Below are 18496 nucleotides of genomic sequence, written 5' to 3' on the forward strand. Positions count from 1 at the left end.
AAGATCTGTAGAATTCCTGCCCTGACCATTCCAATAAATGAACATTTTTTAAGCTATGAGCAATGTCACGCACCAGCCGAAAATCGGCTTCGTCTCCCTGGGCTGCCCGAAAAACCTGGTAGACTCAGAACGTATCCTCACCGAACTGCGTACCGAAGGGTATGACGTGGTTCCCAGCTACGACAACGCCGATATGGTTATCGTCAACACCTGCGGCTTTATCGACAGCGCCGTGCAGGAATCGCTTGAAGCGATCGGCGAAGCCTTAAAAGAAAACGGCAAAGTGATCGTTACCGGCTGCCTCGGCGCGAAAGAAGATCAAATCCGCGAGGTGCATCCGAAGGTGCTGGAAATTACCGGTCCGCATAGCTACGAGCAGGTGCTGGAGCACGTTCACCACTATACGCCGAAGCCGAAGCATAACCCGTTCCTCAGCCTGGTGCCGGAACAGGGCGTCAAGCTGACGCCGCGTCACTACGCGTACTTAAAAATCTCGGAAGGCTGCAACCATCGCTGCACCTTCTGCATTATCCCGTCAATGCGCGGCGATCTGGTGAGCCGCCCAATTGGCGAAGTGCTGGCGGAAGCCAAACGCCTGGCCGATGCCGGGGTGAAAGAACTGCTGGTGATTTCGCAGGACACCTCCGCCTATGGCGTTGACGTCAAGCACCGCACCGGTTTCCACAACGGCATGCCGGTGAAAACCAGTATGGTCAGCCTGTGTGAAGAGCTGGCGAAACTCGGTATTTGGGTACGTCTGCACTACGTCTACCCGTATCCTCACGTTGACGATGTGATCCCGCTGATGGCGGAAGGCAAGATCCTGCCGTATCTCGACATTCCGCTGCAGCACGCCAGCCCGCGCATCCTGAAACTGATGAAGCGCCCAGGTTCAGCAGACCGTCAGTTGGCGCGTATTAAACAGTGGCGCGAGATCTGCCCGGATCTGACTCTGCGTTCCACCTTTATTGTCGGTTTCCCGGGCGAAACGGAAGAAGACTTCCAGATGCTGCTCGACTTCCTGAAAGAAGCGCGTCTGGACCGCGTTGGCTGCTTCAAGTACAGCCCGGTTGAAGGCGCCACCGCCAACGAACTGGCGGATCAGGTACCGGAAGAGGTGAAAGAAGAGCGCTGGAACCGCTTTATGCAGCTGCAACAGCAGATTTCCGCCGAGCGTCTGCAGGAAAAAGTGGGCCGCGAAATTATGGTGCTGGTCGATGAAGTCGATGAAGAAGGCGCGATTGGCCGCAGTATGGCCGATGCCCCGGAAATCGACGGCGCGGTCTATCTAAACGGTGAAACCAACGTTAAACCGGGCGACGTGCTGCGGGTGAAAGTCGAGCACGCCGACGAATACGACCTGTGGGGTACCCGGGTCTAATCCCGCTTCCCGGATAGCGGCTTGCGCCTTATCCGGGCTACCACCGCTCAACCCCGTAGCCCAGCCAGGCGTAGCGCAGGCTGGGCTAACCTACCAACTTTGCTACCGCCGTACTTGTCTCCTATCCCTTTATCTTCGGATCCAGCGCATCGCGCAGGCCGTCGCCCAATAGATTAAACGCCAGCACCGTCAGGAAAATGGCGATCGCCGGGAATAACGCCACATGCGGCGCCATCACCATATCCGCGCGCGCTTCGTTCAACATCGCCCCCCATTCCGGCGTCGGCGGCTGCGCGCCAAGGCCGAGGAACGACAGGCTGGCGGCGGAGATAATCGACACGCCGATGCGCATGGTAAAATAGACCACTATCGACGACACCGTACCGGGCAAAATATGGTTGAACAGAATAGTCGAATCGCTGGCGCCAATACTGCGCGCCGACTCAATAAACGTCTGCTGCTTCAGAACCAGCGTATTGCCACGCACCAGGCGGGCGAACGCCGGAATTGAAAAAATCGCCACCGCGATAATCACGTTGGCCATCCCGCTGCCCATCACCGCCACCACCGCAATCGCCAACAGAATGCCGGGGAAGGCAAACAGCACGTCGCAGATGCGCATGGTGATACGGTCCCACCAGCCTTCGTAGTACCCGGCCAGCAGGCCGAGCACGGTGCCAATCAGCGCGCCAATCAGTACCGCCAGTACCCCAGCGGCCAGCGAAATCTGCGCACCTACCAGCACCCTACTGAAGATATCGCGCCCCAGCGAATCAACGCCGAACCAGTGCACCATTGACGGCCCTTCGTTCAGGCGATCGTAATCGAAATAGTTTTCCGCGTCATACGGCGCTATCCACGGCGCGATAATCGCGACAACAATCAGCAACAGCACAAATATGCCCGCCGCCATCGCCACCGGCTGGCGACGAAAACGCCGCCAGAACTCATGCCACGGCGTGCGGATCTGTCCGGGCTTAACGCCCGGCATGGCGTTGATAACCGCTTCCCTTCTCCAGTTGAGCAATCTCACCTTACTTGTACCTGATAGCCGGGTTAATGGCGGCATACAGCACGTCCACCACTAAGTTGATAAGAATGAACTCCAGCGAAAATAGCAGCACTTCCGCCTGAATCACCGGGTAATCGCGCATCTCCACGGAGTCCACCAGCAGTCGCCCAAGCCCCGGCCAGTTGAAGACCTTCTCCACCACAATGGAGCCGCCGAGCAAAAAACCGAACTGTAGCCCCATCATGGTCACTACCGGGATCATCGCGTTGCGCAGGCCGTGCTTCAACACCACCAGCGTTTCGCTCACCCCTTTGGCCCGCGCGGTACGCATGTAATCCTCATGGAGCACGTCAACGAACGACGCGCGGGTGAAGCGCGCCATCACCGATGCCACCGCGGCGCCAAGGGTCAACGACGGCAGAATATAGTGCCGCCAGCTGTCGGCGCCGACCGTCGGCAGCCAGCCGAGCTCCACGGAAAAGACCTGCATCAGCAGCATACCGAGAGCGAACGCCGGGAAGGAGATACCGGTTACCGCCAGCGCCATCCCCAGCCGATCCGGCCAGCGATTGCGCCACACCGCCGCGGCAATCCCCGCAGCCATGCCGAACAGCACCGCCCAGCTCATGCTGGCAAGCGTTAACCATAGCGTCGGCATGAAGCGGCTGGCGATTTCGCTGGTCACCGGGCGGCGCGAAGCCATCGAGATACCGAAATCACCCTGCAATACATTGGTGATGTAGTGCCAGAACTGGACATGCAGCGGCTGGTCGAGCCCCAGCTGCTGGCGTACCATTGCCACCACCTGCGCATCGGCTTCCGGCCCGGCAATCAGCCGCGCCGGATCGCCCGGCAGCATATGCACAAACAGGAACACCAGCACGGCGACGATAAACAGCGTCGGAATGAGCCCCAGCAGGCGCTTCAGAACGTAATTCAGCATCGCCCCCTCCCATTTCGGCAGAGGGAACGCGTGAGCATAAGCATTATCACTGCGTTAAGTCCGCCTGCTCGAAGCTAAAACCGGTATCCGGCTGAATATAAAACCCGGTCAGGTTTTTGCTATGCGCCGATACCAGCTTTTCCACCACCAGCGGCACCCACGGCGACTCTTTCCAGATAATGTCCTGCGCATCTTTATAGAATTTGGTCTTCTGTTGCGCATCGGTCGTTTTCAGCGCCTCGCTCAGGTCTTTATCGACCTGCGGGTTGCTGTAAAAGGCGGTGTTAAACAGGGTCGGCGGCCAGTTTTGTGAGGCGAATAGCGGCGACAGCGCCCAGTCGGCTTCGCCAGTCGACGCTGACCAGCCGGTGTAGAACATCCGTACCCCGCTCTCTTTCTGCCCCTTGCCTTCAACCTGCGCCGCACGCTGTCCGGCATCCATCGCCGTCACCTGCGCTTTAATACCCACCTGCGCCAGCTGCTGCTGGGTAAACTGCAGCACCTTCTGCGCGGTGCTGTGATTATGCGATGACCACAGCGTGGTGCTGAAGCCGTTAGGGAAACCGGCTTCTTTCAGCAACTGACGGGCCTTCGCCGGGTCGTAAGGCCATGCGCTGTAGGTCTGGGCGTAGGCAATAGAAGGCGGCACGACGCCGGTCGCCGGGGTGGCGTATCCGGCAAACGCGACCTTAACCAGCGCCTGACGGTTAATCGCGTAGTTGATGGCTTCCCGCACCTTCGGATTATCGAACGGCTTCTGCGTTACGTTCATGCTGATATAGCGCTGCATAATCGACGGGCTGGCCACCAGCTCCAGCTTGCTGTTTTTCGCCAGCAGCGGCGCCTGCTCGTAAGGGATCGGGAAAGCGAACTGCGCCTCGCCGGTTTGCAGCATCGCCGCACGGGTGTTGTTATCGACCACCGGGCGCCAGGTAATGGAATCCAGCTTCGGCAGCCCCGGCTGCCAGTAACCATCAAACTTGCTGACTTTGACGAAATCGGTCTGATTCCAGGTGTCGAGCTTATACGGCCCGGTACCTACCGGGTGGAAGCCGATCTCCTTGCCATATTTTTTCAGCGCCGCCGGCGAAATCATCGCCGTCGCCGGATGGGCAAGAATATTGATAAACGCCGAGAACGGTTGTTTGAGCGTGATTTTGACCGTCGTCGGATCCACCGCCTCGGTGCTGGCGATATCCTTATACAGGTTATAGCGTTTGAGATGGTTATCCGGATTGCTGGCGCGGTCGAGATTCGCTTTCACCGCTTCGGCGTTAAAATCGGTGCCATCCTGGAATTTCACCCCGCTGTGTAGCTTGATGGTATACACCAGCCCATCCGCCGAGACGGTATAGCTCTCCGCCAGTACGTTTTGCAGCTTCATCTCTTTATCAAGGCCGAACAGGCCTTGATAAAACGACTTCGCCACCGCCTGCGATAAGGTATCGTTCGCGTCATAGGGATCGAGGGTCGTGAAGTTGGAACCGACCGCGACCACCACATCTTTCGCGGCGAAGGCCGGCGTCTCCGCCAGCGCCGAGGCGATGCCAAGCGCCAGTAGCCATTTGCGTGTAACAGGTTGAGTCATGTTGTTATGCTCCTGCAAGAGTGCGTTAGGTTGTTATCGGCTCAGTACATCGGCGGGCTCGCGGGCGACATAATGTCCCGGCGCTACCAGCTGTAACGGCGCGCTGTCGATTTCTTCTCCCGGTTTATAGATATTCCCCGGCAGCTCGTCAGAGAGTAATACGCGCTGCGGTTGACGATGCGCCGGGTCGGCGACCGGCACCGCCGCCATCAGTTTACGGGTGTAAGGATGCTGCGGGTTTTCAAACACGGCGCGACGCGGGCCAATCTCCACGATCCGCCCGCGATACATTACCGCCACGCGGTGGCTGATGCGCTCCACCACCGCCATGTCATGGGAAATAAACAGAAATGCGATGCCCATTTCACGCTGTAAATCGAGCAGCAGATTAATAATCTGCGCGCGAATCGACACGTCCAGCGCCGACACCGACTCATCGGCGATTACCACTTTCGGATTGAGCGCCAGTGCGCGGGCGATACAGATACGCTGCCGCTGGCCGCCGGAAAACTCATGCGGATAACGCCACGCGTGTTCCGCCTCCAGCCCCACGCGCTGCAACAGCCAGGCGACGCGTTCGCGAGCCGCATCCCCTTCCAGCAAACCATGCACGCGCAGCGGCTCCATAATGGAATAACCGACCGTCTGCCGCGGATCGAGCGAGGCGTAAGGATCCTGAAAAATAAACTGAATGTCGCGGCGCAGCGTCTGCAGCTTGCCGCCGGACAGCGCATCAATACGCTGGCCGTTAAAGGTGATACTGCCGCCCTGCGCTTCCACCAGCCGCAGCAGCGCCCGCCCGGTGGTCGATTTACCGCAGCCTGATTCACCGACCAGCGACAGCGTTTCGCCCGGCCACAGATCGAAACTCACTTTTTCCACCGCGTGCACTTCGCGGGTGACGCGGTTGAGAATACCGCCGCGGATCGGGAAACGCGCGACCAAATCGCGCACCTGTAAAATCGGTTTGCCGGCGACCACGGTATTCTGTTCCGGCTGCTGGGTCACACCGTCGTTGAGCAGCGGGAAGCGCCGCGGTAAATCGCTGCCGCGCATTGAGCCGAGCTTCGGTACCGCCGCCAGTAGCGCCTGGGTATAAGGGTGCTGCGGGGCGCGAAAAATATCGTCGACGCGCCCGCTTTCAACCGCTTCGCCGCGATACATCACCAGCACACGATCGGCGATCTCCGCCACCACGCCCATATCGTGAGTGATAAACATCACCCCCATCGCCATCTCTTTTTGCAATGCGGCGATAAGCTGCAGGATCTGCGCCTGAATCGTGACGTCCAGCGCGGTGGTAGGTTCATCGGCAATCAGTACCGCCGGTCGACACGATAACGCCATGGCGATCATCACCCGCTGGCGCATGCCGCCGGAAAGCTGATGCGGGTAACGTGAAAGCATCGCTTCCGCTTCCGGAATACGCACCCGTTCGAGCATCTTTTTAGCTTCCCGCAGCGCCTGGTCATGCCGCAGTCCCTGATGTAGCCGAATAGACTCGGCAATTTGTTCGCCGATGGTGAATACCGGGTTCAGCGAGGTCATCGGCTCCTGAAAAATCATCGCCACGTCCGCGCCGCGAACCTGACGCATTTGACCTGCCGTTTGCGCGTTGATATCAATCACCTGACGGTTGCGTCGACGTAGCAGCAACGCTTCACTACTGACCTCGCTAACCGCCTCGTCGAGCAGGCGCATCAGCGCCAGGGCGGTCACCGATTTTCCGGAACCGGACTCGCCGACAATCGCCAGCGTCTCGCCGCGGCGGAGGCTAAATGACAGGTTACGCACCGCAGAAACGCGCTGCCGCTGCTGGCTAAAGGCGACGTTAAGATCGCGTACCACCAGCACATCGTCTTCATCAATTTCATGACTTTGCGGCAAACTCGCTTCTCCTTTTATTCGCGATAAATTCCAATCGTCGGCGTATCGCCCGCATAACACCACGCCCGGTACATCCCCTCACTGTTGAACGGCAGTACCACATTCCCCTCGCGGTCGATGGCGATAAGGCCCCCGCTGCCGCCCAGCGCCGGCAGTTTTTCCTGCACCACTCGCTCGCAGGCCTCAAACAGGCTGAGATTGCCGTACTCCATCAACGCCGAAATGTCGTAAGCAGCGAGCGTGCGCATGAACACTTCGCCAGTGCCGGTGCAGGAGACCGCGACGCTGGCATTATTGGCATAGCAGCCGGCGCCCGGCAGCGGGCTATCGCCGACGCGACCGGGCAGTTTATTAGTCATTCCGCCGGTGGAGGTCGCTGCCGCCAGATTACCGGCCAGATCCAGCGCCACCGCGCCAACGGTGCCCATTTTGTGGCGTTCGTCGAGCGGCGCGGCATGGTGGTCGAGAATAATCTCGCCGCCCTCTTTCGCCTGCTGTAACTGCAGAAGCCGCTCGGTGGTAGAAAATAACTCGTTTTCAACAAGCGTCATCCCACGCGAGGCGGCAAACTTTTCCGCCCCTTCGCCGATGAGCAGCACGTGCGGGCTCTCTTCCAGCACCAGACGCGCCGCCAGCACCGGGTTACGCAGATGCTTTACGCCAGCCACCGCGCCGGCCTGCAGGCTATAGCCATCCATCACGCAGGCATCCAGTTCGTGCGTTTGATCGTGGGTAAATACCGAGCCTATCCCGGCGTTAAACAGCGGGCACTCTTCCAGCAGACGTACCGCTTCGGTCACCGCATCCAGCGCGCTGGCGCCTGCTGCCAACATTTTTTGCCCACTGTCGACGATGGCCGACAGCGCGGCTACATACTCGCGTTCGCGCTCCGGCGACATCTGCGCTCGGCTAATCGCGCCGGCGCCGCCGTGGATTGCTATTACCGCCTTACCCATTCGATCTTTCCTTTGCCATAAACTGTATAGATATCATTATACTGACTAACCTTTTATACATTTTTTGAATATAGAAAGAGCATCCGGTGATGTAAAGCCTCGTACCGCAGTGGCATACAGTCGCCGGCGCTTTTCTGCCATAATAGGCGTTTTCGACGTTTTGCCAGCAGGAGTAACCCATGGATTTTACCGCCGGACTGATGCCGCTCGACACAGCCCTGACTCAGATGCTCGACCGTATTTCGCCGCTGCAGGCTACGGAAACCCTGCCGCTGCTGCAGGCCTTTTCGCGCGTGACCGCCCATGATGTCGTTTCGCCGCTGGACGTCCCCGGTTTTGATAACTCAGCGATGGACGGCTATGCCGTGCGCCTGGCCGACCTCACCGACGGCGCGTCGCTGCCAGTTGCCGGTAAGGCCTTTGCCGGCCAACCGTTCCACGACGCCTGGCCGGCGGGCACCTGTATCCGCATCATGACCGGCGCGCCGGTGCCTGAAGGCTGCGACGCGGTGGTGATGCAGGAAGAAACGGAACAAAGCGATGCGGGCGTGCGCTTCATCGCGCCGGTGAAAGCCGGGCAAAATATACGCCGTCGCGGCGAAGATATCGCCAACGGCGCGGTAGTATTCCCGGCAGGGACTCGTCTTACCGTTGCGGAACTGCCGGTGCTGGCATCGCTGGGTATTGCCGACGTCGAGGTAGTCCGTAAAGTGCGCGTCGCGGTCTTCTCGACCGGGGATGAACTCCAGTTGCCGGGCCAACCGCTCGGCGACGGCCAGATTTATGATACTAACCGCCTGGCGGTACATCTGATGCTCGAACAGCTGGGCTGCGAGGTGATCAACCTCGGCATTATTCCTGACGATCCGGCGAAGCTGCGCGACGCCTTTATCGCCGCCGACCAGCAGGCCGATGTGGTAATAAGCTCAGGCGGCGTCTCCGTGGGCGAAGCCGATTACACCAAAACTATCCTCGAAGAATTGGGCGAGATCGGCTTCTGGAAGCTGGCGATTAAGCCGGGTAAACCGTTCGCCTTCGGCAAGCTCAGCAACAGCTGGTTCTGCGGCCTGCCGGGCAATCCGGTTTCCGCCACCTTAACCTTCTATCAACTGGTACAGCCGCTGCTGGCCAAGCTCTCCGGCAACCGCGGTCAAACCCAGCCGATGCGTCTGCGCGTGCGCGCCGCCAGCCGGCTGAAAAAATCGCCGGGCCGCCTCGACTTCCAGCGCGGCGTGCTGCAGCGCAATCCGGAAGGCGAACTGGTGGTGAGCACCACCGGCCATCAGGGCTCGCACATTTTCAGCTCATTCAGCCTCGGTAACTGCTTTATCGTACTGGAGCGCGAACGCGGCAACGTCGAAGCGGGCGAATGGGTCGAAGTCGAGCCCTTTAATCATCTGTTTGGGGGGCTGTAATGGCCGTTGAGCTGAGCGACGAGGAGATGCTGCGCTATAACCGGCAGATCGTACTGCGAGGGTTTGATTTCGACGGTCAGGAGCGGTTAAAAGCCGCTCGCGTGCTGGTCGTCGGCCTCGGCGGGCTCGGCTGCGCCGCCGCTCAATATCTGGCGGCAGCCGGGGTGGGTCAGCTCACCCTGCTGGATTTCGATACCGTTTCGTTATCCAATCTACAACGTCAGACGCTGCACAGCGACGCGACCATCGGCCAGCCGAAGGTGGATTCTGCCCGCGACGCATTGGCGCGTATTAACCCGCACGTCCGGCTGGTCACCATCGATGCAATGCTCGATGACGCGGCGCTGGCAACGCAGATTGCCGACCACCATCTGGTGCTGGACTGTACCGACAACGTTGCTGTTCGCAATCAGCTTAACGCCGGCTGCTTCCAGCACAAAACCCCGCTGGTCTCCGGCGCGGCGATTCGTATGGAAGGGCAAATCAGCGTCTTTACCTATCAGGACGGCGAGCCCTGCTATCGCTGCCTGAGCCGCCTGTTCGGCGAAAACGCCCTCACCTGCGTCGAAGCCGGGGTGATGGCGCCGCTGGTCGGCACTATCGGTTCACTGCAGGCCATGGAGGCGATTAAACTGCTGACCGGTTACGGCGCCCCCGCCAGGGGCAAAATCGTGATGTATGACGCGATGACCTGCCAGTTTCGCGAAATGAAGCTGATGCGCCACCCGCAGTGCGAGGTGTGCGGTTCACGCTAATTCCAGCCGCCGGCGAGGCAGGTCGCCGGTTATTTTGTGAACCACGCCGTTCTTTTTCTCCCCATCTCTACTACCCACTCTGATTGTTGATTTGCATCAATATAACTTTCATTCGAAAGTTATTTAATCTTCATATGCAAATAAGAGGGTAAATCATGATCTTCAACATCCAGCGCTACTCCACCCATGACGGCCCGGGGATCCGTACCGTCGTATTCCTTAAAGGCTGTTCGCTGGGCTGCCGTTGGTGTCAGAACCCGGAAAGCCGCGCCCGCAGCGAAGACCTGCTGTATGACGCGCGGCTGTGTCTTGACGGCTGCGAGCTTTGCCAGCAGGCGGCACCGGAGGTGATTACCCGTACTCTGGATGGCCTGATCATCCATCGGCAAAAAGTCAACGACAGCCACATTGCCGCGCTACGCCACTGCTGCCCCACAACCGCGCTGACGGTCTGCGGCGAGGAAAAAAGCGTGACGGAAATTATGGCGACGGTGCTGCGCGATAAACCGTTTTACGATCGCAGCGGCGGAGGCATTACTCTTTCCGGCGGCGAGCCCTTTATGAACCCGACGCTGGCGCAGGCGCTGTTCGAAGCCAGCCATCAGGCGGGCATTCACACCGCCGTGGAAACCTGCCTGCACGTACCGTGGAAGTACATTGAACCCTCTTTACCGTTTGTCGATCTGTTTCTGGCCGACCTGAAGCACGTTGACGAGGCCGTTTTCCAGCAGTGGACCGACGGCAGCGCCCGCCGGGTGCTGGATAACCTGCAGCGCCTGGCGCAGGCCGGGAAAAAAATCATTATCCGCGTCCCATTAATTCAGGGATTTAACGCCAGCGAAGCCGATATTACCGCGATTACCGATTTTGCCGCTGACCGTCTTCAGGTCAGCGAAATCCATTTCCTGCCGTACCACACGCTGGGAATGAATAAATACCAACTACTCAGTCAGCCCTATACCGCACCGGACAAACCGCTGGCCGCTCCCGAGCTGCTGGCCTTTGCGCAGCAGTACGCGCAAAGCAAAGGTTTAACGGCGACCCTACGAGGATAACTTATGACCACCTTAAAACTGGATACTCTGAGCGCCCGCATTCAGGCGCATAAAATGGCGCTGGTGCATATCGTTAAGCCGCCGGTTTGTACCGAGCGCGCCCAACACTATACCGCCGCCTATCAGCAACATCTCGATAAACCGATCCCGGTACGTCGCGCGCTGGCGCTGGCCCATCACCTGGCGGAACGCACCATCTGGATCAAGCACGATGAGCTGATCGTCGGCAACCAGGCCAGCGAAGTTCGCGCCGCGCCGATTTTCCCGGAATATACCGTCAGCTGGATTGAGAAAGAGATCGACGATCTCGCCGACCGTCCGGGCGCCGGCTTCTCGGTCAGCGAAGAGAATAAGCGTGTCTTACATGAAGTGTGCCCATGGTGGCGCGGGCAGACCGTTCAGGACCGCTGCTACGGCATGTTTACCGATGAACAAAAAGCGCTGCTCGCTACCGGCATTATCAAAGCCGAAGGCAACATGACTTCCGGCGACGCCCACCTGGCGGTCAACTATCCGCTGCTGCTGGAAAAAGGGCTCGACGGCATGCGCGCGAAAGTCGCTGAGCGCCGCTCACGCATTAATCTGACGGTGCTGGAAGATCTGCACGGCGAACAGTTTTTGAAGGCGATCGATATCGTGCTCGCGGCAGTGAGCGAACACTGCAAACGCTTCGCTACGCTGGCGCGCGACATGGCGGCGCAGGAGCCGCGCGAACTGCGCCGCGACGAGCTGCTGGCGATTGCCGAAAACTGTGAAATTATCGCCCACGAGCCGCCGAAAACCTTCTGGCAGGCGCTGCAGCTCTGCTACTTCATTCAGTTGATCCTGCAGATTGAATCCAACGGCCACTCGGTCTCTTTTGGCCGCATGGACCAGTACCTCTATCCATACTACCGCCGCGACGTTGAACTGCAGCAATCGTTGGATCGCGAACAGGCCATTGAGCTGCTGCATTGCTGCTGGCTGAAGCTGCTGGAGGTCAACAAAATTCGCTCCGGCTCGCATTCCAAAGCTTCCGCCGGTAGCCCGCTGTACCAGAACGTCACCATCGGCGGGCAAAATCTGGTCGACGGCCAACCGCAGGACGCCGTCAACCCGCTGTCGTACGCCATCCTCGAATCCTGCGGCCGCCTGCGCTCTACCCAGCCGAACCTCAGCGTGCGTTACCATGCCGGGATGAGCAACGACTTCCTCGACGCCTGCGTTCAGGTGATCCGCTGCGGTTTCGGCATGCCGGCGTTTAATAACGATGAAATCGTCATTCCGGAATTTATCAAGCTCGGCATTGAGCCGCAGGACGCCTACGATTACGCCGCTATCGGCTGTATCGAAACCGCAGTCGGCGGTAAATGGGGCTATCGCTGCACCGGCATGAGCTTTATTAACTTCGCGCGGGTGATGCTGGCGACGCTGGAAGGCGGCCGCGATGCCACCAGCGGCCAGGTGTTCCTTGCCCAGCAACATGCGCTATCGAAAGGTAACTTCGCTAACTTCGACCAGGTACTGGAAGACTGGGACACCCAGATCCGCTATTACACCCGTAAATCCATCGAGATTGAGTACGTTGTCGATACCATGCTGGAAGAGAACGTCCACGATATTCTTTGCTCAGCATTAGTCGATGACTGCATCGAACGGGCGAAAAGCATCAAGCAAGGCGGCGCGAAATATGACTGGGTTTCCGGCCTGCAGGTCGGGATTGCCAACCTAGGCAACAGCCTGGCGGCGGTGAAAAAACTGGTCTTCGATCAGGGCGTTATCGGCCAGCAGGAGCTGGCGAAAGCGCTGGCGGAAGATTTTGCCGGCCTGACCCACGAGCAGTTACGTCAGCGCTTGATCAACGGCGCGCCGAAGTACGGTAACGACGACGACAGCGTCGACATTCTGCTAGCGCGGGCCTATCAGACCTATATCGACGAGCTGAAGCAGTACCATAACCCGCGTTACGGCCGCGGCCCGATTGGCGGTAACTATTATGCTGGTACATCGTCTATCTCCGCTAACGTCCCGTTCGGCGCGCAAACCATGGCGACGCCGGATGGCCGCAAAGCGCACGCGCCGCTGGCGGAAGGGGCTAGCCCGGCCTCCGGTACCGATCACCTGGGGCCCACGGCGGTTATCAGTTCGGTAGGCAAACTGCCGACCGGCGCGATCCTCGGCGGCGTGCTGCTCAACCAGAAGCTAAATCCTTCCACGCTGGAGAACGAGTCCGATAAGCAGAAGCTAATGGTGCTGCTGCGTACTTTCTTTGAAGTGCACAAAGGCTGGCATATCCAGTACAACATCGTGTCACGCGAAACGCTGCTGGAAGCCAAGAAACACCCTGACCAGTACCGAGATTTAGTGGTCCGCGTCGCCGGATACTCGGCGTTCTTCACCGCCCTGTCGCCGGATACCCAGGACGACATCATCGCCCGTACCGAGCATACGTTGTAAGGAAAATACCCGGCCGGCGCTGCGCTGAGCCGGGTTACTGCTTCCATGCCCGGTAGCTACGCTGACGGGCATGCTGATGAATAGGTAACTTTCATTCGAAATAAATTTGTGCTCCCCATCACATTGTAATTAGAATGTTACTGGTCGAAGTTAAGCCAGGAGCACCTCTTATGACCGTTAAAGTTATCGTCACCGATATGGACGGAACTTTTCTCAATGACGCCAAGCAGTATGACCGCCCGCGTTTCCTCGCGCAGTTTGCGCAGCTTAAACAGCAAGGTATTGAATTTGTTGTCGCCAGCGGCAACCAGTACTATCAGCTGATCTCATTTTTCCCGGAAATCCGCGAGCAGATTTCATTCGTCGCAGAAAACGGCGCTCTGGTTTACGAGCATGGCAAACAGTTGTTCCACGGTGAATTGACCCGTCACGAGTCGCAGGTAGTCATTGGCGAACTGCTGAAAGATCCGCAGCTCAACTTCGTCGCCTGCGGCCTGCAAAGCGCATACGTTAGCGATAAAGCGCCCGATGCCTTTGTTGAGCTGATGTCGAAGCACTACCATCGTCTGCAGCGGGTAAGCGATTACCATCGCATCGACGATACGCTATTCAAATTCTCCCTCAACCTGCCGGATAGCGATATCCCACAGCTTATCGATAAACTGCACGTCTCGCTCGACGGGATCATGAAGCCGGTCACCAGCGGCTTTGGCTTTGTCGATTTGATTATCCCCGGCCTGCATAAAGCCAACGGCATCAGCCGCCTGCTCAAACGCTGGAACCTTTCGCCGCAGCAATGCGTAGCAATTGGCGACAGCGGCAATGACGCCGAAATGTTAAAACTGGTGAAATATGCTTTTGCTATGGCCAACGCTGCCGACAGCATCAAAGCCATCGCCGGTTTCACCACCGATGACAATAACCACGACGGCGCGCTGAAGGTGATTCAGGCCGTTCTCGATAAGACCTCTCCTTTCAACGACTGATCCTGTACCGGGGCATCAAGCCCCGGCTTTTCCATTTTGTGCGCCGCTGCATGATTTTAAACTTGCATTAACTCTAATTTAACTTAAATTAACGTTTGTAAGATTTATTACTTTCGAATGAAAGATACAGCGAGGTGATTATGGCTGCTCTCCCTACCCATGAAACATTACCTGCCGACCACAAAGCGGCGATTCGCCAGATGAAACAGGCGCTACGGGCGCAAATCGGCGATGTCCAGGCGGTATTCGATAGACTCTCGGCGCGCCTCAGCGAGCGCCTGGACGAGATTAATGCCCTGAAAGCCGCAGGTCAGGAAGTCTGGCCGGTAATCCCGTTTAGCGATATCGCCCAGGGTAAAGTGAGCGAGGCGCAGCGTGAGGCGATTAAGCGCCGCGGTTGCGCGGTTATCAAAGGCCACTACCCGCGCGAACAGGCGCTGGCCTGGGATAACGCGATGCTGGAATACCTGGACCTGAACCATTTCGACGACGTTTACAAAGGGCCCGGCGACAGCTTCTTCGGCTCGCTGGAGGCTTCGCGCCCGGAGATCTATCCGATCTACTGGTCGCCCTCGCAAATGCAGGCGCGCCAAAGCGATGAAATGACGGCGGTACAATCCTTCCTTAACCGCCTGTGGCGCTTCGAGCAGGACGGCAAACGCTGGTTCGATCCGGATGTCAGCGTGATTTACCCTGACCGCATCCGCCGCCGCCCGCCGGGAACCACGTCAAAGGGGCTGGGGGCGCATACCGATTCCGGGGCGCTGGAGCGCTGGTTGCTTCCCGCCTATCAGCAGGTTTTCGCCAACGTCTTTAATGGCAATATCGACGCCTACGATCCGTGGGACGCGGCACACCGTACCGAAGTGGAAGAGTACACCGTCGATAACACCACTAAATGTTCGGTGTTCCGCACCTTTCAGGGCTGGACGGCGCTGTCGGACATGATCCCCGGTCAAGGGCTACTGCACGTGGTGCCGATCCCGGAGGCGATGGCTTACGTTCTGCTGCGCCCGCTGCTGGATGATGTGCCGGAAGATGAACTGTGCGGCGTCGCGCCGGGCAAGGTGCTGCCGATCTCTGAGCAATGGCATCCATTGCTCATCAAAGCGTTAAGCTCGATTCCAGCGCTGAACGCCGGTGATTCCGTCTGGTGGCACTGCGATGTCATTCACTCGGTCGCGCCGGTGAAAAATCAACAGGGCTGGGGCAACGTCATGTACATCCCGGCCGCGCCGATGTGCGAGAAGAATCTCGCTTACGCGCAGAAGGTAAAAATCGCGCTGGAAAAAGGCGCTTCTCCCGGGGATTTCCCGCGCGAGGATTATGAATGCGACTGGCAGGCGCGCTTCACCGTTGCCGATCTTAACGATCACGGCAAACGCGCATTGGGCATGAAGATCTAATCATCATACAGACCTTGCTGTTCTACGGCGGCATGGCTCTTGCCTGGCCGGATCCGCCGCACCGAATCGCGTACCACCAGGGCGCCGTGCAGTAGTAGCGAACCGTGCGGCGCTTCCGGGCGCAGCAGACGCTGCTGGAGAAGATGTACCGCCTCGCTGCCGAGCTCATCCCGCGGCACATGAATCGCCGTCAGCGGCACGTCCTGAATCGCCGCCAGATTAAAACCGTCGATACTCATCACCGAGACATCCTGCGGCACCCGCAGGCCTCGTTTTTGCAGCGCGCTGACGGTACCGGCGGCCATAAAATCGCCGCCCACCAGGAATGCCGTCGGTATCGGGCGCCCCTGTAAAGCGTCGAGCCAGGCCCCGACCTGCTCTTCCGTTTCTCGGGCGCTAAAATTGGCGACGCTAATCAGGTCGCGGCTACCGGTAAACCGCAGGTTGCGCGCGCGCCATGCCTCTTTAATACCCACCAGCCGTAGCTCCATGGTATAGCGGCGCAGGCACATCACGTTCATTACCGCCTGATGGCCCATATCAAACAGATAACGAGCGGCGCACTGGCCAATCAGCCGATGGTCAGGCGCAATGGAGGGGAGACGCATCCCTTCATCCCGGCAGTTAATTAATACACAAGGTTTGCCAAGATCCGCCGCCAGCGCGTGGATATGCCGATCGTCGATCCCCAGCAATACCGCCGCCTGGGTATCGGTCTCGTTCATGCGGGCCAGAAACAGATTGGCGTCGCTGTCGTTTTCTTCCAGCGCGCAATAGCGCAGACGCACTTCATGCGGCGCCAGCGCGTTATTGATACTCTGGATGACGCGGTAGTAGAAGATATCTGAGCGTTCGTCGAAGGCCCGCTGCGGCGCAAAAATCAGCAGGTTGTTGAGCAGTAGCCGCCCGGCGGCCAATCCCTGCATCACCCCAAGTTCACGGGCGCAGGCCAATACCGCCTGACGGGCCTTTTCGCTGGTATTCGCTTTTCCGGCTAAGACGCGCGAAACCGTACTGGCTGACAGCCCGGTGCGGGCGGCAATTTCGGCGACTCGCAGCTTTTTATCCATTCTGTGATCCAGCTCCAATTCAAAAATGAAAGAATTTTCATAGTCGCCAAACCCTGACCAACAAGCAAATACTCCGGCAAATTATGAGAACTACGTCATCTCATGAAAAATTTTGCATAAATAGCGCTACTGCCCGCCGTCTTTCTCCCTTATTTTGAATTGGTCCAATATCTTCCATACTAGTTATACCAATAGATATTGAAATAAAAACAAATAATTCAAATGGTTAGAACTATTACGTGACGACTCAGCGGCTGAAGCGTCACTTCCCCCTACAACGTCTTGTGGAGAGTTCTATGAGTCAAGGCCTCAACAATGATATGGCAGTCAGCAAAACGCGCCGGGTAGTGAAAAACCTGCGCTGGTGGGTGCTGGTACTGTTTTTACTTGGCGTCACCGTCAACTACATCACACGTAACTCGCTGGGGATTATCGCCCCGGAACTGAAAGCCACACTCGGTATTACCACCGAGCAATATTCGTGGATCGTCGGCGCATTTCAGCTGGCTTATACCATCTTCCAACCGCTGTGCGGCTGGCTTATCGACGTCATCGGGCTCAAGCTGGGCTTTATGGTTTGCGCCACGCTGTGGGCGGTAGCCTGTATCGCGCACGCCGGCGCCGGCAGCTGGCTGCATCTGGCTATTTTGCGCTTCTTTATGGGTGGCGCGGAGGCGGCCGCCACCCCGGCTAACGCTAAAACCATCGGCGAGTGGTTTCCGAAATCCGAACGGCCGATTGCCGCCGGCTGGGCTGGCGTCGGCTTTTCTATCGGCGCGATGCTGGCGCCGCCTATCATCTACTTCGCCCACGCCTCCTTCGGCTGGCAGGGCGCGTTTATGTTTACCGGCGTGCTGGCGCTGCTATGGGTCGTGCTGTGGTGGGTGTTCTACCAGAGCCCGGAAAAACACCCGAATCTCAGCCAAGGCGAGCTGGAGTACATCAAACAGGATAACGAAGCGCCGCCGGTGAAGCTGCCCTTTTTTACCGCGCTAAAAACCGTCTCGAAGAATAAACGTTTCTACGGTATCGCCATCCCCGCTTTTATGGCCGAGCCCGCCTGGGCGGTGCTGAGCTTCTGGGTGCCGCTGTACCTGGCGAAAGAGCACGGTATGGATCTTAAACAGATAGCGATGTTCGCCTGGCTGCCGTTCCTCGCCGCCGACCTTGGCAGCGTGGTCAGCGGCTACCTCACCCGCCTGTACGTCCGTTGGTTCGGCTGTACGCGAGTCAACTCGGTCATCGCCAGTTCCGTTACCGGCGCGTTTCTGATGATCTCGCTGGCGCTGGTCGCCATTACCCGCGATCCCTATATCACCATCATCCTGATCTCCATTGGCGGTTTCGGCCACCAGATCATCTCCTGCATGCTCAGCGCGCTGGTGGTGGAGTCTTTCGACAAGGGACAAATGGCGACGGTCAACGGTATGCGCGGTTCCGCGGCGTGGATCGCCAGCTTCCTGTTCTCATTATTAATCGGGGTGACCGCCGACAAAATCGGCTTCAACCCGCTGTTTATCGCCATGGGGTTCTTTGACCTGATTGGCGCCGTTTTCCTGGTGGCATTTATTGCTGAACGTCGCGCCAAGCGCGCCTGAGAGTGGAT

The 18496-nt window shown here is 58.3% G+C and carries 14 protein-coding genes; 8 read left to right on the top strand and 6 right to left on the bottom strand.

Features of this window, described 5'->3' with window-relative positions; all coding sequences use genetic code 11:
• Nucleotides 1–55 precede the first annotated feature (55 nt).
• Complete coding sequence (rimO, locus tag PGR10_RS14980; protein ID WP_047049075.1) at nucleotides 56–1381, top strand: 30S ribosomal protein S12 methylthiotransferase RimO; 1326 nt, start codon at nucleotides 56–58, stop codon at nucleotides 1379–1381.
• Nucleotides 1382–1502: 121 nt separating this feature from the next.
• On the opposite strand, the gene gsiD is transcribed toward rimO, so the two are convergent.
• From gsiD to iaaA, 5 genes are read right to left on the bottom strand one after another with little or no spacing between them, the layout of a single operon-like run.
• Nucleotides 1503–2414, bottom strand: a complete 912-nt coding sequence (gene gsiD, locus PGR10_RS14985) for a glutathione ABC transporter permease GsiD (RefSeq protein ID WP_087860000.1) — start codon at nucleotides 2412–2414, stop codon at nucleotides 1503–1505.
• Between the two features lies 1 nt (nucleotide 2415).
• Nucleotides 2416–3336: a glutathione ABC transporter permease GsiC gene (gene gsiC, locus PGR10_RS14990; protein ID WP_020079290.1), complete on the bottom strand. Its 921-nt coding sequence runs from the start codon at nucleotides 3334–3336 to the stop codon at nucleotides 2416–2418.
• Between the two features lie 46 nt (nucleotides 3337–3382).
• Nucleotides 3383–4924, bottom strand: coding sequence for a glutathione ABC transporter substrate-binding protein GsiB (gsiB, locus tag PGR10_RS14995; RefSeq protein WP_430923711.1), 1542 nt, complete (start codon nucleotides 4922–4924; stop codon nucleotides 3383–3385).
• Nucleotides 4925–4957: 33 nt separating this feature from the next.
• Complete coding sequence (gene gsiA, locus PGR10_RS15000) at nucleotides 4958–6811, bottom strand: glutathione ABC transporter ATP-binding protein GsiA (RefSeq protein ID WP_213317759.1); 1854 nt, start codon at nucleotides 6809–6811, stop codon at nucleotides 4958–4960.
• A gap of 14 nt (nucleotides 6812–6825) precedes the next feature.
• Nucleotides 6826–7767 (bottom strand): beta-aspartyl-peptidase, encoded by a 942-nt coding sequence (gene iaaA / locus PGR10_RS15005; RefSeq protein WP_430923712.1) that lies wholly within the window; start codon nucleotides 7765–7767, stop codon nucleotides 6826–6828.
• 179 nt (nucleotides 7768–7946) lie between these two features.
• Between iaaA and moeA the strand changes: the two genes are divergently transcribed.
• The 6 genes from moeA to PGR10_RS15035 all read left to right on the top strand — a co-directional run bounded on the left by moeA (nucleotide 7947) and on the right by PGR10_RS15035 (nucleotide 15820).
• Nucleotides 7947–9182, top strand: a complete 1236-nt coding sequence (gene moeA, locus PGR10_RS15010; protein WP_213794643.1) for a molybdopterin molybdotransferase MoeA — start codon at nucleotides 7947–7949, stop codon at nucleotides 9180–9182.
• On the top strand, nucleotides 9182–9937 hold the full coding sequence (gene moeB / locus PGR10_RS15015) for a molybdopterin-synthase adenylyltransferase MoeB (RefSeq protein ID WP_049032742.1): 756 nt from the start codon (nucleotides 9182–9184) through the stop codon (nucleotides 9935–9937). The genes moeA and moeB overlap by 1 nt, the downstream gene beginning before the upstream one ends.
• A gap of 155 nt (nucleotides 9938–10092) precedes the next feature.
• The gene (locus tag PGR10_RS15020) at nucleotides 10093–10992 is read left to right on the top strand and encodes a glycyl-radical enzyme activating protein (RefSeq protein ID WP_430923713.1); all 900 of its coding nucleotides are present in this window, start codon (nucleotides 10093–10095) and stop codon (nucleotides 10990–10992) included.
• A 3-nt stretch (nucleotides 10993–10995) separates the two neighbouring features.
• Nucleotides 10996–13428 (top strand): formate C-acetyltransferase/glycerol dehydratase family glycyl radical enzyme, encoded by a 2433-nt coding sequence (locus tag PGR10_RS15025; protein ID WP_047049089.1) that lies wholly within the window; start codon nucleotides 10996–10998, stop codon nucleotides 13426–13428.
• A 170-nt stretch (nucleotides 13429–13598) separates the two neighbouring features.
• Nucleotides 13599–14414 carry a Cof-type HAD-IIB family hydrolase gene (locus PGR10_RS15030; protein WP_045395017.1) on the top strand — a complete coding sequence of 272 codons (816 nt, stop codon included), beginning with the start codon at nucleotides 13599–13601 and terminating at the stop codon, nucleotides 14412–14414.
• A 140-nt stretch (nucleotides 14415–14554) separates the two neighbouring features.
• Nucleotides 14555–15820: a DUF1479 domain-containing protein gene (locus PGR10_RS15035; RefSeq protein WP_430923714.1), complete on the top strand. Its 1266-nt coding sequence runs from the start codon at nucleotides 14555–14557 to the stop codon at nucleotides 15818–15820.
• Here PGR10_RS15035 and PGR10_RS15040 read toward each other — a convergent pair.
• Nucleotides 15817–16890: a LacI family DNA-binding transcriptional regulator gene (locus tag PGR10_RS15040; RefSeq protein ID WP_430923715.1), complete on the bottom strand. Its 1074-nt coding sequence runs from the start codon at nucleotides 16888–16890 to the stop codon at nucleotides 15817–15819. The two genes, PGR10_RS15035 and PGR10_RS15040, sit on opposite strands and share 4 nt — an antisense overlap.
• A gap of 296 nt (nucleotides 16891–17186) precedes the next feature.
• On the opposite strand from PGR10_RS15040, the gene PGR10_RS15045 reads away from it, so the two are divergent.
• Nucleotides 17187–18488, top strand: coding sequence for an MFS transporter (locus tag PGR10_RS15045; RefSeq protein ID WP_113374838.1), 1302 nt, complete (start codon nucleotides 17187–17189; stop codon nucleotides 18486–18488).
• Nucleotides 18489–18496 lie beyond the last annotated feature (8 nt).

Source organism: Klebsiella sp. 141198, assembly GCF_050600785.1.
GTDB lineage: Bacteria > Pseudomonadota > Gammaproteobacteria > Enterobacterales > Enterobacteriaceae > Klebsiella > Klebsiella aerogenes.